Source organism: Variovorax paradoxus (assembly GCF_000834655.1).
Lineage (GTDB): Bacteria > Pseudomonadota > Gammaproteobacteria > Burkholderiales > Burkholderiaceae_C > Variovorax > Variovorax paradoxus_F.
This window is the reverse complement of the sequence record NZ_JXQQ01000026.1, coordinates 22,375-34,362: the sequence shown is the minus strand read 5'-3', so window position 1 is coordinate 34,362 and position 11,988 is coordinate 22,375. Positions and strand designations below refer to the sequence as shown.

At 67.0% G+C, this 11,988-nt stretch carries 13 protein-coding genes; 9 read left to right on the top strand and 4 right to left on the bottom strand.

Annotated elements, in window-relative coordinates:
* Positions 1-81: 81 nt before the first annotated feature.
* Positions 82-1,017 (bottom strand): DMT family transporter, encoded by a 936-nt coding sequence (locus RT97_RS11720; protein WP_042579017.1) that lies wholly within the window; start codon positions 1,015-1,017, stop codon positions 82-84.
* 130 nt (positions 1,018-1,147) lie between these two features.
* On the opposite strand from RT97_RS11720, the gene RT97_RS11715 reads away from it, so the two are divergent.
* The 3 genes from RT97_RS11715 (at position 1,148) to RT97_RS11705 (ending at position 4,047) form a co-directional block, all read left to right on the top strand.
* Positions 1,148-2,350 (top strand): amidohydrolase family protein, encoded by a 1,203-nt coding sequence (locus RT97_RS11715; protein WP_042578955.1) that lies wholly within the window; start codon positions 1,148-1,150, stop codon positions 2,348-2,350.
* 63 nt (positions 2,351-2,413) lie between these two features.
* Complete coding sequence (locus RT97_RS32095) at positions 2,414-3,673, top strand: alpha/beta hydrolase family protein (RefSeq protein WP_155403791.1); 1,260 nt, start codon at positions 2,414-2,416, stop codon at positions 3,671-3,673.
* Between the two features lie 116 nt (positions 3,674-3,789).
* Positions 3,790-4,047, top strand: coding sequence for a hypothetical protein (locus RT97_RS11705; protein WP_042578954.1), 258 nt, complete (start codon positions 3,790-3,792; stop codon positions 4,045-4,047).
* 10 nt (positions 4,048-4,057) lie between these two features.
* On the opposite strand, the gene RT97_RS11700 is transcribed toward RT97_RS11705, so the two are convergent.
* Positions 4,058-4,675 (bottom strand): TetR/AcrR family transcriptional regulator, encoded by a 618-nt coding sequence (locus tag RT97_RS11700; RefSeq protein WP_042578953.1) that lies wholly within the window; start codon positions 4,673-4,675, stop codon positions 4,058-4,060.
* Positions 4,676-4,783: 108 nt separating this feature from the next.
* Between RT97_RS11700 and RT97_RS11695 the strand changes: the two genes are divergently transcribed.
* Positions 4,784-5,815, top strand: coding sequence for a saccharopine dehydrogenase family protein (locus RT97_RS11695; RefSeq protein ID WP_042578952.1), 1,032 nt, complete (start codon positions 4,784-4,786; stop codon positions 5,813-5,815).
* Positions 5,816-5,837: 22 nt separating this feature from the next.
* Entirely contained in the window at positions 5,838-6,563 is a 726-nt protein-coding gene (locus RT97_RS11690; protein ID WP_042578951.1) for a hypothetical protein, read from the top strand.
* A gap of 12 nt (positions 6,564-6,575) precedes the next feature.
* Here RT97_RS11690 and RT97_RS11685 read toward each other — a convergent pair whose 3' ends face one another.
* Positions 6,576-6,992, bottom strand: coding sequence for a hypothetical protein (locus RT97_RS11685; protein ID WP_042578950.1), 417 nt, complete (start codon positions 6,990-6,992; stop codon positions 6,576-6,578).
* A gap of 157 nt (positions 6,993-7,149) precedes the next feature.
* On the opposite strand from RT97_RS11685, the gene RT97_RS11680 reads away from it, so the two are divergent.
* From RT97_RS11680 to RT97_RS11665, 4 genes are all read left to right on the top strand, one after another.
* Entirely contained in the window at positions 7,150-7,398 is a 249-nt protein-coding gene (locus RT97_RS11680; RefSeq protein ID WP_042578949.1) for a hypothetical protein, read from the top strand.
* Positions 7,399-7,546: 148 nt separating this feature from the next.
* Positions 7,547-8,575: a patatin-like phospholipase family protein gene (locus RT97_RS11675; RefSeq protein ID WP_042578948.1), complete on the top strand. Its 1,029-nt coding sequence runs from the start codon at positions 7,547-7,549 to the stop codon at positions 8,573-8,575.
* A gap of 44 nt (positions 8,576-8,619) precedes the next feature.
* Positions 8,620-9,150, top strand: a complete 531-nt coding sequence (locus tag RT97_RS11670) for an RICIN domain-containing protein (RefSeq protein WP_042578947.1) — start codon at positions 8,620-8,622, stop codon at positions 9,148-9,150.
* A gap of 232 nt (positions 9,151-9,382) precedes the next feature.
* Entirely contained in the window at positions 9,383-9,694 is a 312-nt protein-coding gene (locus RT97_RS11665) for a hypothetical protein (protein WP_042578946.1), read from the top strand.
* 99 nt (positions 9,695-9,793) lie between these two features.
* On the opposite strand, the gene glgX is transcribed toward RT97_RS11665, so the two are convergent.
* The gene (gene glgX, locus RT97_RS11660; RefSeq protein WP_080898264.1) at positions 9,794-11,935 is read right to left on the bottom strand and encodes a glycogen debranching protein GlgX; all 2,142 of its coding nucleotides are present in this window, start codon (positions 11,933-11,935) and stop codon (positions 9,794-9,796) included.
* Positions 11,936-11,988: the final 53 nt, after the last annotated feature.

The following is an 11,988-nucleotide window of genomic DNA, read 5'->3' as shown; positions in this document are numbered from 1 at the left end:
CGTAAAAATCGAGGGCTCCGGCGCAAAACTTCTGACGTCGGACCGCGCGCGCTCCGTGTTCGCCGCGCGCATCCGGCCGCGCTAGCGCAAAGGCGCCGGCGCGCGGTCACGCGCGGGCACCGTCATCGCGACCACGCCCGCCACGATGCACGCGAGCCCGGCCCACGCGGTGGGCGAGAGCGCTTCGCCGAGGAACACCACGCCGATCGCAACGCCGATGGGCACGCGCAGGTAGGCCTGCGCGGCGGTGGACATCGGCCCGAGCGTCTTGATGAGGCGAAAGTAGATCGTGAAGGCGAGCGCCGTGGAGAGCACCGCGAGCGCCAGCACCGCCATCACCGATGCGGTCGAAGGCGTGAGCGTCCAGGGCCTGTCGATCGCAATGCTCGCGGGCAGCAGCATCGCCGCGCCGCTCAGCAGCGAGCCCGCGGCCGGCACCATCGGGTCCAGGCCCCTGAACACGCGGCCGAACATCGCGGCGCACCCGTAGCAGACGGCCGCCGCCACCAGCCCGATCTGCGCGAGCAGCGAATGCCCCAGGCCGTGCAGCGCCTCGAAACCCACGATGAGGCAGATGCCCGCCAGCCCCGCGCCCACGCCGAAGAGGCGGCGCAGCGTGGGCCTGTCGGCACCGCCCATGCCGAGGCCCAGCAGGAAGATGAAGATCGGCGAGGTCGAATTGAGGATGGTCGCGAGCCCGGCATCCACGCTGCGCTCGGCCCACGCGATGAGCGTGAACGGCAGCACGCTGTTCAGGCACGCTTGCAGCGCGAAGCGCCCCCACATCGCGGGCTCGCTCGGCAGCTTCACGCCGCGCATGCGCAGCACCGCGAGCAGCAGCAGGCCGGCGACCAGCGTGCGCGCGGCGATCAGCGTGACGGGCGGCAGCGTCTGCACGCCGATCTTGATGAAGGTGTAGGAGGCGCCCCAGCAGGTTGCGAGCACCGCGAGCAGCGCCCATTCGAAGGCAAGGTCGGGGCGGGGCCTGGCGGCAGCATCGGGTGCGGTCGTGTGCATGGTGCGCCGATCATCGCGAGCGGTCGCGACGAACACTTCGCCCTGGAACGAATCGTGTGCGGTGATGACCGCGCGCCCGAATCTGGGTACGCTGCGCACGACAACTCGCCCGATGCTTTTCAGGACAACCATGCCCACGCTCCTCATCCGCAACGTTCGCCCCCTGGGCGCTTCCCCCGTCGACGTGCTGGTGCGCGACGGCCGCATCGCAGGCATCGGTGCCGCGCTGTCCGCGCCGGCCGATGCATCCATCGAAGAGGGCGGCGGCGCCTTGCTGCTCCCCGGCCTCGTCGAAGGCCACACGCATCTGGACAAGACGATGTGGGGCATGGACTGGTACCGCAACGAAGTCGGCACGAATCTCATCGACAAGATCGAGAACGAGCGGGCCCTCCGCCATGCGAGCGGACACGATGCCGCCGCGCAGTCGCTCGCGCTCGCCAAGGCCTTTCTCGCGCTCGGCACCACGCGGCTTCGCACGCATGTCGATGTCGATACGCAGGCGGGCCTCCGCCACCTCGAAGGCACGCTGCGCACGCGTGAGGCGCTGCGCGAGCTGCAGCAGATCCAGGTCGTCGCGTTCCCGCAGTCCGGCCTGCTCGGCCGGCCCGGCACCGCAGAGTTGCTCGACCAGTCGCTCGCGCTCGGCGCCGACGTGCTCGGCGGCCTCGACCCGTGCGCCATCGACGGCGACCCGGTGAAATCGCTCGACGTGCTCTTCGGCATCGCCGACAGGCACCGGCGGCCCATCGACATCCACCTGCACGAGCCCGGTGCCATGGGCGCGTTCTCGCTCGACTTGATCCTGCAGCGCACCGAGGCGCTGGGCATGCAGGGCAAGGTGGCCGTGAGCCACGGCTTCTGCCTCGGCGACATTGCCGAACGCGAGCGCGAGACGCTGCTCGCGCGCATGGCGCGGCTCGGCGTGGTGCTCGTCACCAGCGCGCCGCCGTCCCGCAGCGTGCCGCCGCTCATGGCCTGCCGGCAGGCGGGCGTGACGGTGGTCGGCGGCAACGACGGCATCCGCGACGCATGGACGCCCTACGGCAACCCCGACATGCTGGAGCGCGCGATGCTCATCGGCCTGCGCTACAACCTGCGCCGCGACGACGAGGTCGAGGTAGCGCTCGACACCGTCACCCACTCGGGCGCGCGCGGCTGCGGCTTCGAGGCCTACGGGCTCGTCCCGGGCAATCGCGCGGACTTGGTGCTGGTCGATGCACAGACCGTGGCGCATGCGGTGGTGTCGCGGCCGGTGCGCAAGCTGGTGGTGGCGGGTGGGCGTGTCGTGGCGCGCGGTGGCGTGCTGCAGGCCGAGGCTGCGGCGTTGTAGGAAGCAGAATCGAGACACGCGAGGCGTGTGTCTCGATCGTCAGAAAAATTGGAGGGAGCTCTCTTGAAGCAAGGTTTGATCGGCGCGTTTCTGTTCAGCGTCTGCATGGCCGCATCGGCGCAGACCCCATGGCCCAGCTACATCGGCGACCTTCCGCGCGCCGTCTCCGAAAGCCCGGTGGCGGCCGAGCTGCCGCCGCAGGTGGCCGCGCTGGCAGAAGACAGCACCGCGCCCGCCGAGGTCGCGCAATGGAGCGGTATCTGGCGCGGATGGGCGTGCCGCACGGCGGGCTGCGACGTCAAGGTCGCCATCCGCGACCTCTCGGCCACCGGCGCGACCGTGACCTACGTCGGCGCAAGCTCGCTGCAGACCGTGGTCGACGAAGCCTCCGGGCGCTTCGAGAACGACGAACTCCAGGTCACGCTCAAGACCGGCGCCAAATTGGTGATGCGCCTGCGCAAGGACGGCGACATGGAACTGGGCATCTGGCGGCCGGAAACCCAGCTCCTGTCCATGGGCGTGCTGTCGCGCCGCCCGCCTGCATATGTGCGACGCGTCGAATGGCTGGACACCCCGTTCACGGAAAACGGCAAGCCCGTGCGTCTAGAAATGGTGATCCACCGCCCCGAAGGGGATGGGCCTTTTCCCACGCTCGTCATGAACCATGGCTCGACCGGCATGGGCAATCGCCCGGAGTGGTTCACGCTGACCTGGGTCAGCCCCGAGGTGAGCGCGTTCTTCGTCGCGCGCGGCTGGCAGGTCGTCTATCCGCAGCGCCGGGGACGGGGCCACTCCGACGGCCTGTACGACGAAGGCTTCGAGACCGATCGCTCGCGCTATTCATGCCGGGCCTCGCTGTCGCTGCCCGGTGCCGAGCACGCACTGGCCGACCTGGAGGTGGCGATGGCGCACATCCGCCAGCGCAGCGATGTGGACGCCAAACGCGTCGTGATCGGCGGCGTCTCGCGCGGCGGCATTCTCGCGGCGGCCTATGCGGGCCTTCATCCGCAAGAGGAGGTGGGCGTCATCAACTTCGTTGGCGGCTGGATCGGTACGGGATGCCCCGATGCGGTCAAGGTGAACGGCGAACTGTTCAAGCGCGCGGCCGCGTTTCCGCAGCCGACGCTGTGGCTGTACGGCGAGGCAGATCCGTACTACCCCATTGCGCACAGCCGGGGCAACTTCAATGTATTCCAGGCGGCCGGCGGAAAGGGGACTTTTGACGTTCTCATGCCCCCTAAGGGGATGGACGGCCATGGCACCTACACCGTGCAACGCCTCTGGGGCTCGGCGGTCGATTCCTACCTGGGCTCGCTGCGTTAGGCAGCAAGTGCAGCGTGTGGGGCCCAGCCCCCAGTGCATCCGGGGCCCTCGCTGACACGCCGCGGCAGCAAGGGGTGCAACCATCGACTTCGATTCAACATCTGGAGGAACACCCCATGAACAAGACCCTGATCGCCCTGGCCACGTCGCTCACCCTGCTCGCAGCCGGCACGGCCAGTGCGCAGATCGGCAAGGCGGCTTCCGAGGCGACCGATGCCGCGCAGCACAAGATCGACGAGAAGCAGGCCGACAGCAAGGCCAAGAAGAGCGGCCCGGTCGGCAAGGCGGTGAACAACGTCAAGTCGGGCTATCACAAGAACCGCGCGAAGAGCTCGGCCAGCAAGGCCAAGCAGTCGCTCAAGAACGCGGGTTAAGGCAACCGCGCTACTTGCGTTCCCGGGCAAGCTGCAGCAGCGCGATCCCGGCCGCGACGAAGGAACGCACGGGCCCTTTCTTGCCTGTCAGGTGGCCGTTCATGTAGGCCCCATCGAAAAGCAGCCCCAGCTGGTCCGCCAGTTCTTCCGGCTTGCGAATGCCCGCTGTCTTCGCCAACACGGCGAGACGGCGGTGCAGCTCGAGCTTGTGCCGCGAGGTGATGGCGCGCGCCGGATGCGCGGCATCCGGAAACTCCGTCGCCACATTCAGGAACGGGCAGCCGCGATACGTGGGCTTGAGGATGTGGTTGGCGATCCAGCGGATGTGCGCTTCGAGTTCTGCCGCGGCATCGCCCTTTGCCTTCTCGGCCACGACATCCCAATCGCGCCAGTACTCCGCGTCTTCCTGCTCGAGAAACGCCACGACCAGGTCGTCCTTGGTCGCGAAGTGCCGATAGAGGCTGGTCTTCGCGACGCCCGATCGCTCCACCACCAGATCGACGCCGACAGCCCGCACGCCCTCCCGGTAGAACAGCGCGGCCGCCGTTTCGAGGATGCGCGCCCGCGCGACGGAAGGGCTGCGTTCGCTGGCGACTGCTTCGGTGGTCGCGACCGTGCGTTTGTTCATGTCGGCAGTTTACCTTGACACGCTACAGATCTGTACTCTAAGCTCCACGCCGAGGAGTACAGATCTGTAGCGTTGTGCCGCGGATGGCTCTGCATCAGAGGAATCCCGATGGCATCGAATCAATCCGTCGTCGTCTACGGCGCCTATGGACACACCGGCCGCTTCGTCGTGTCTGAACTGCACAGGCGCGGATGGACGCCCGTTCTTTCCGGCCGCGATGCGCGCAAGCTGGACGCGCTGGCGACCGAATACCCCGGCCTCGAAGCGAGGCCCGCATCGGTCGACGAACCTGCCGCGCTCGACCGCGCGCTGAAGGGCGCAGCGGCGGTCATCAACTGCGCGGGCCCCTTTGCCAGCACCGCCGGACCGGTGATCGAGGCGGCATTGCGCGCGCGCATTCCGTACCTCGACGTCGCCGCCGAAGTGGAGGCCAACATCGACACCTTCGCGCTGTACGCCGACCGCACTCGCGAGGCCGGCGTCGTCGTCGTGCATGCGATGGCGTTCTACGGCGGGCTGGGCGACCTGCTCGCGACCGCGGCCATGGGCGACTGGACATCGGCCGACGACATCTCCATCGCGTATGGCCTCGACAGCTGGTTGCCGACCGCCGGCACTCTTGCCGCGGGCCAGGTTTCAAGGCAGCGCCGCGACGGCCGCCGCGTCGTCTTTGCGAACGGAAAGATCGTGCACGCCACGGGCGCTGCGCCTGTCGTCGAATGGGAATTCCCCGCGCCCGTGGGCAGGCAGCAAGCCGTCTCCGAATTCACCATGGCCGACACGGTGACGATCGCGCGGCACATCGATGTGCCCGAGATCCGCTCGTACATGACGCTGGCCGCCGTCAAGGACCTGGTCGATCCGAACCCGAAGGCACCCACGTCCAGCGACGAAAGCGGCCGTTCGTCGCAGACCTTCGTCGTCGAAGTGATCGCACGCAAGGGCGGCGAAGAGCGCAGGGCGATCGCGAGCGGGCGCGACATCTACGCCGTCTCCGCGCCGCTCGTGGTCGAGGCGCTGGCGCGCTTGGTCGGCGGGGAGGTCAAGACAGCCGGCGTGCTGACGGCCGGCGAAGCCTTCGACGCGCGCGACTTCCTCGCATCGCTCGTCCCCGGGCACCTGTCCTTCGAGATCCGCTGAGGCGCTCACTACACTGGCTCCGATGAGCCAACGCCTCGCGTCCTCCCTCACGTCTTACTTCTGGAGCAACACCGCCCTGCGCAGCCGAAGCGTGGGCGGCGTCGTGCTGTCGGGCACGGTCGATGTGTCCGCGCCGCCCGCGCGGCTCGTGGCCGATTGGGAGCGCGACATCGCATCGACCCTGTTCCTCGAACCCGGCGATGTCGAGCCCTTGCCGCTGGCCCGTGCCCGCATGCGCTGGCCCGACTACAGGCTCTGCGTGCAGGCGATGACCGACTGGATGCGCACGCTCGGCCTCGACGACGTGCTGGCCGCGAGCGACATCGCCCTGATGGCCTGCCGCGGCGCGCGCTACCACCACGACGGCGAGCAATACGGCAGCGCGGCTTTCTGCAATCTCTTCGTGAGCGAGGACAAGGGGCTCGATGTGCATTTCCCATCGACGGGCGATCGCATCCCGCTGGCGCGGGGCACGGTGCTGATGTTCGACACCGCGCAGCCGCATGCCGTGATCCGCCGCGGCAGCAGCGGCTTCGACGCGGCCCACTTCGCACCCGGCATCGACTGCAGCCAGCTGTTCTTTACCTGGGAGCTGCCCATCGAGAACGCCGGCGTCGCGCGCGCACTGCGCATCGACTTCGACACGGACCCTTCGACCGCATCGCAACTTGACGAAGAGCAGGTCTGGCTGAACGGCGCGCGGGCCCGCGTGTGCCCCGACACGGGCGAGTGGCGCGCGGCCGGCTGAGCCGAAGAAGCCTCAGCCCTCGGTGGCGCGCAGCAGTTCCGCCTTTTGCGCGAGCGCCACCGCCTCGACGATCTCCTCGGTGGAGAGCGGCCCCATCAGCTCGACCTCTCCGGCCAGCACGCTGTCCAGCGCGTCCTTGCCCGCACTGCTGGTAAGCCACGCGAACACCGAAGTGATCGAGCCGCCGCCGAACTTCGCCTTCAGCGCCTTCGATGCCGCGCGGCTCACTTCCGCGAATGCCGCGTGGTCCGTGGCGGCCGAGGCCGCGCGAACGACGACGCAGAAAGCTTCGAGCTTGTCGGCCTCGGTGCGCAGGCGCCGTGCCTTGCCTGCGCTCTGCGCGGCGCGTGCGGGCGCCGGTGTTGCTGCGGGCGCGTCGGCCGGCGGTTGGTCGGTGGGAGAAGAGGGCGTGCGAGGTTCGGTCGGCATGGATGCATTCGTTTGCAGGGAGTGACTCGATTGTCCCCGCACGCCGCCTCGCCCATTGCAGTCGCGATTCACGACGATGTTGTTACTCCCTGCCGCGCGCCCGCATCCCTAGAGTCGTGATGCGGCGCCATCTGCAGTGCGCCACGAGGAGCATGCAATGACCATCACAGGAAACGACGACGACGAAGCGATGACGCAAACACCTGTCGGGCGCGCATTCGCCATCCATCGAAGCATTGCCGCATGCCACGCGCACATCGCGCGCGGCGACGGCGTTCATGCGCTCACCGCTGCACTGATGCTTCCGTGCTACGAGGCCGCGTTCCATCGCATCGCGCGATCGCTCGATCATGCGCAAGCGAGCGAACTTAGGACTTCGCTCGATGCGTTGTACGCGCCCGCGTGACGATGCTTTGGACGGAACCGATATCTTGCGCGGCGTCCGGAATTACGCAGATGGATTGAACGGGATTCCACGCGTAGACGATGCATGTGCCCGAGACCGAGACTCCGCTTCCCCAACCGGGGATTCAATGATTTGAAAGGAGCTGGTAATGGCAGAGCCTGGAAAAAAATTCACCATTCTTTCGTTCGTCGGCGGCGGCATACGCGGCCTGATGTCCGTCACGATCCTCAAGAAGCTGCAGACGCACTTTCCGGATCTCGTCCGGCGCACCGATCTGATCGCGGGCTGCTCGACGGGGTCGATCATCACGAGCGAACTCGTTGCGGGGCTGCCTGCCGCAGAGATCATCGAATTCTTCAAGCACGGCGAGATCAAGTTCTACGACAACATGGACACGGACCCGGACACGCCCGCGTACAACATCCAGGACGTCTACAACTCGCAGCACGCACTGCACGGAGACAAGCTCGTCTCGGATCTCACGCGCAAGGTCCTCTTCGTGACCTTCAATGTCGGCGGACTCGAAACGTCGGCCGAAGGTGTGCAGACGCCCATTCCGTGGAAGCCGGTCATGTACACCAACATGATCCCGGGCCATGGCAACGTGTCCATCGCCGAGGCCGCCACCTCCAGCGGCGCGATGCCGGGGCAGCTGGGCTCGTACATGGGCAATGTCGATGGGGCGTTCTTCAACCACGACCCCACCGTGGCCGCCATCGCCCTCGCGGTGAGGGCAGGGCACAAGCTGGAAGACATCACCGCCATCACCATCGGCACCGGGATGATGCATGACTGGATCGCCAGCGACACAGCCCAATGGGGCGCCAACCAGTGGATGAACGGCGATGCCAACCCGTTCAACAGCACGCCGCCGTTCCTCATGAACCAGAGCAAGCCGGGGCCCATCCTGGACATGTGCCTGAACGGCACCTCCACCGAGCTCATGCCCACGCTGGCCGGCTTTCTGCTGGGCGACCGCTACGTCAACATCAACCCGAGGCTGCCGTTCTTCATTCCGGAGAACACGACCTACCCGCAGGCCATCCAGCTGCTGCAGGACAAGGGCGAGCGGGCCGACACCGCCCACGCGGAGGCGCTGATCGATGCCTACTGGTGGAACCACCTGCCGGACGGTCCCTTCGAGGGCGAAAGCCGGAACGCCGCCGCTCGCCGCTGAGCGGCAGAGCCCACACGAACGCTTTTCCTTGCAAAGGAGCAACGATGTCGACCAATGAAAAAGTCATCTCGCCGCCGCCGCCGCTGACGGACGAACTGAACCTGGGCCCGTACTTCATCCAGCGCATGCCCGGAAGCCACTACGTGCTCGACGTGGACAGCGGCAGCACCACCACGGGCACCCAGGTCATCGCGTATCCGCGCAAGACCTCGGGCACCGGCAACCAGCTGTGGCAGTTCGTTCCCGCCGGCCCGCAAAACCCCGGCTGGTGGTTTCTGAAATCGATGATGGGCACCGGCTTCGTCATGACGCTGGAGCCCAACGTCCAGGTCGAGCCGAGGCCCGTGGTCATGATGCCCAGGGACCCGGCCGAACCCGACCAGCAGCTGTGGTGCCTGCAGTCCACCGAGACGCTGGGCTACTGGTACATCCAGAGCAAATTCCGCGCGAGCAATTCGCAGCCGCCGATGGTCATCGGGGTGACCGGCGATCAGTCCGCCGCCGCGGCCGTGGCCGGTGCGATCAGCTTCGTCGAGTTCGAGAAACAGGCCTGGGGTTTTGCGCCCGGGTCCTAGTGCTGGATAGAAGGAAAAAGAAGGAAGAGAAGGATAAGAAGAACGAAGAGGTGCCGAAGCTCACGCGCGCGAAAGCTCAGGGCGCGCGCGTGAACTTCACCGGCCTGCCGGCACGTTCCTTGCCGTTGATGTCAGAGAAAGTGGATCAGAGTCTGAGACAGCGCATTAAAGTCCGAGGCAACAATCTCGGTCGGCTTCGGCCACAACCAGACGTTCAATCCAAAGACCAAAAATGACCCTGGAAAACTCTGAATGGCCGTTCGATAGTCCACCCAACGTGGCATGCATCACCGTGCGGTCCATAGTGGATGTTGGCAAGCCTGTACTCATGGCTACCCGCGATGCGGACGACGGAGCATGGCAGTTTCTAACCGGGGATGCTTTCGAGGAGGCAGAGGTGATGCTCGTCTCGCTGAGGAGCATGGTCGAGCGAGACTCGACCCTGCTTGAACTCGCCGATGTGCAGCCTGGTTGGATGGCTTGGCGTGAGCATCATGACTCCCCTTGGAACCGCCAGGCCGTAGTGACACAAACCGAGCAATGAATCGATTGACTGGACGCGGCCACCGCGGGCCCCGGGTCAAGGTCGGCGCAGTGGCCGTCGGACGACGCCGGTGGTAGCCGCGATTCCTCGCCTCGCACTCTAGGTACTCGTGAACACCAGGACCGAGCGCCCCGTCACGAGGTAGTCGGCGACGCCTGCCGCTTCGCCGGCGCCCAGCGCCGGATCCGCGGTGTCGAGCCGCAGCGCCCACGCTCCCGCGGGCGGAGGCGGCAGCACGTAGGGCACCGGGTCATGCCAGGCGTTGAACACGAGGAGCACGCTGGCGTCGTGCGCTTCGACGGGAAGCGCGGAGGCGGGCGCGCGGCCATCGAGCAGAAGCGCAAACGAGCGCGTCTGCGGATCTTCCCAATGCGGCGCCTGCATTTCCTCGCCCGCCGGCGTGAACCAGGTCGCGTCCTTCGCGCCGATGCCCTCGTAGTAGGCGCCGGCCAGAAAGCGGTTGCGCCGCAACGCAGGCAGCTCCTGGCGAAGGGCCAGCAGCCGCGATGCGAAGCCGGCCAGTTCCCGCCCGGCTTCGCCGTGCGCCGCGTTCCAGTCGACCCAGGAGATGGCGTTGTCCTGGCAATAGGCGTTGTTGTTGCCCTGCTGCGAGCGGCCGAATTCGTCGCCCGCCAGCAGCATCGGCGTGCCCTGCGACAGGAGCAGCGTCGCCAGGAGGTTGCGCTGCTGGCGCGCGCGCAGGGCCAGCACGGCTTCGTCGTCGGTGGGGCCTTCCACGCCGCAATTCCACGAGCGGTTGTCCGAATGGCCGTCGCGGTTGTCCTCGCCGTTGGCCTCGTTGTGCTTGTCGTTGTAGCTCACGGTGTCCGCCAGCGTGAAGCCATCGTGCGCACTGATGAAGTTGACGCTGGCCCACGGCCGGCGCCCGCGCTGGTTGAAGCGGTCGCCGCTCGCGGTCAGGCATTGCGCGAGCTTGCCGGCCATGCCTTCCTCGCCCTTCCAGTAAGCGCGCACGGTGTCGCGAAACTGGTCGTTCCACTCGGCCCAGCCCGGCGGGAAACCGCCGACCTGGTAACCGCCGGGGCCGATGTCCCACGGCTCGGCGATCAGCTTCACGCTGGAGAGCACCGGGTCCTGCCGGCAGCTCTTGAGGAAACCGCCGCCTTCGTCGAAGCCGTGCGGCTCGCGCGCCAGGATGGTCGCGAGATCGAAGCGGAAGCCGTCCACGCGCATCTCGGTGACCCAGTAGCGCAGGCTGTCCATCACCATCTGCAGCACGCGGGGATGGCTCAGGTTCACGGTGTTGCCGGTGCCCGTGTCGTTGATGTAGTAGCGCGGTCCCGGCCCGTCGCCGTCGGGCATCAGTCGGTAGTAGCTGGCATTGTCGATGCCCTTGAAGGAGATGGTCGGCCCGAGTTCGTTGCCCTCGGGCGTGTGGTTGTAGACCACGTCCAGGATGACCTCGAGCCCGTGCGCATGGAAGCGGTCGACCATGTGCTTGAACTCGTCGATGTGCGGCCCGTCCATGTAGCGCGGGTCAAGCGCGAAGAATCCGATCGTGTCATAGCCCCAGAAGTTGGTGAGGCCCTTTTCGAGCAGGGACGACTGATTGAGGAACATCTGGACGGGCAGCAACTCGACGCTGGTCACGCCCAGCGCCCGGATGGGTGCCAGCACCTCTTCGCGCGCCATGCCGGCGAAAGTGCCCCGAAAGTGCTCGGGCACCGCCGGGTGCTGCATGGTGAAGCCGCGCACGTGGGTTTCGTAGAAGACGGTGTCCTTCCATGGCACCCGCGGCGCGTCGGTCTGCGTCCACTCGAAGCGCGAGTCGACCACCACGCACTTGGGCATGAAGGGCGCGCTGTCCCGCTCGTCGAAGCTGAGGTCGGCGTCGGCGTGGCCTACGGTGTAGCCGAACAGCTCCGGGCCCCAACGGAGCTCGCCCATGTAGGCCTTGGCATAGGGGTCGAGCAGCAGCTTGTGATGGTTGAAGCGATGCCCCTTCGCGGGCTCGTAGGGGCCGTGCACGCGCAGGCCGTAGCGCGCGCCCGGCTGCAGGCCCGGCACGAAGCCGTGCCAGATCTCGTCGGTGTACTCGGGCAAGGTCACGCAGCCGATCTGCGTGGTGCCGGCTTCGTCGAAGATGCAGACCTGCACCTTCGTGGCATGGGCCGAGAACACCGCAAAATTCACGCCCTCGCCGGTGAAGGTCGCGCCCAGCGGGTGCGACATGCCCTCCAGCACTGCCAGGGGGAGGGGAGAGGATGAGGAAACGGACATGGGGCAGGGCTCCGGTGGTTGACGGCGATTGATCGAGGGGCCGCCGTAGTCTC

Excerpts from the sequence above, each read along its gene's own strand:
- RT97_RS11720 (WP_042579017.1), bottom strand. The coding sequence starts at position 1,017 with ATGCACACGACCGCACCCGATGCTGCCGCCAGGCCCCGCCCCGACCTT.
- RT97_RS11715 (WP_042578955.1), top strand. The coding sequence starts at position 1,148 with ATGCCCACGCTCCTCATCCGCAACGTTCGCCCCCTGGGCGCTTCCCCC.
- RT97_RS11705 (WP_042578954.1), top strand. The coding sequence starts at position 3,790 with ATGAACAAGACCCTGATCGCCCTGGCCACGTCGCTCACCCTGCTCGCA.
- RT97_RS11700 (WP_042578953.1), bottom strand. The coding sequence starts at position 4,675 with ATGAACAAACGCACGGTCGCGACCACCGAAGCAGTCGCCAGCGAACGC.
- RT97_RS11695 (WP_042578952.1), top strand. The coding sequence starts at position 4,784 with ATGGCATCGAATCAATCCGTCGTCGTCTACGGCGCCTATGGACACACC.
- RT97_RS11690 (WP_042578951.1), top strand. The coding sequence starts at position 5,838 with ATGAGCCAACGCCTCGCGTCCTCCCTCACGTCTTACTTCTGGAGCAAC.
- RT97_RS11685 (WP_042578950.1), bottom strand. The coding sequence starts at position 6,992 with ATGCCGACCGAACCTCGCACGCCCTCTTCTCCCACCGACCAACCGCCG.
- RT97_RS11680 (WP_042578949.1), top strand. The coding sequence starts at position 7,150 with ATGACCATCACAGGAAACGACGACGACGAAGCGATGACGCAAACACCT.
- RT97_RS11675 (WP_042578948.1), top strand. The coding sequence starts at position 7,547 with ATGGCAGAGCCTGGAAAAAAATTCACCATTCTTTCGTTCGTCGGCGGC.
- RT97_RS11670 (WP_042578947.1), top strand. The coding sequence starts at position 8,620 with ATGTCGACCAATGAAAAAGTCATCTCGCCGCCGCCGCCGCTGACGGAC.
- RT97_RS11665 (WP_042578946.1), top strand. The coding sequence starts at position 9,383 with ATGACCCTGGAAAACTCTGAATGGCCGTTCGATAGTCCACCCAACGTG.
- glgX (WP_080898264.1), bottom strand. The coding sequence starts at position 11,935 with ATGTCCGTTTCCTCATCCTCTCCCCTCCCCCTGGCAGTGCTGGAGGGC.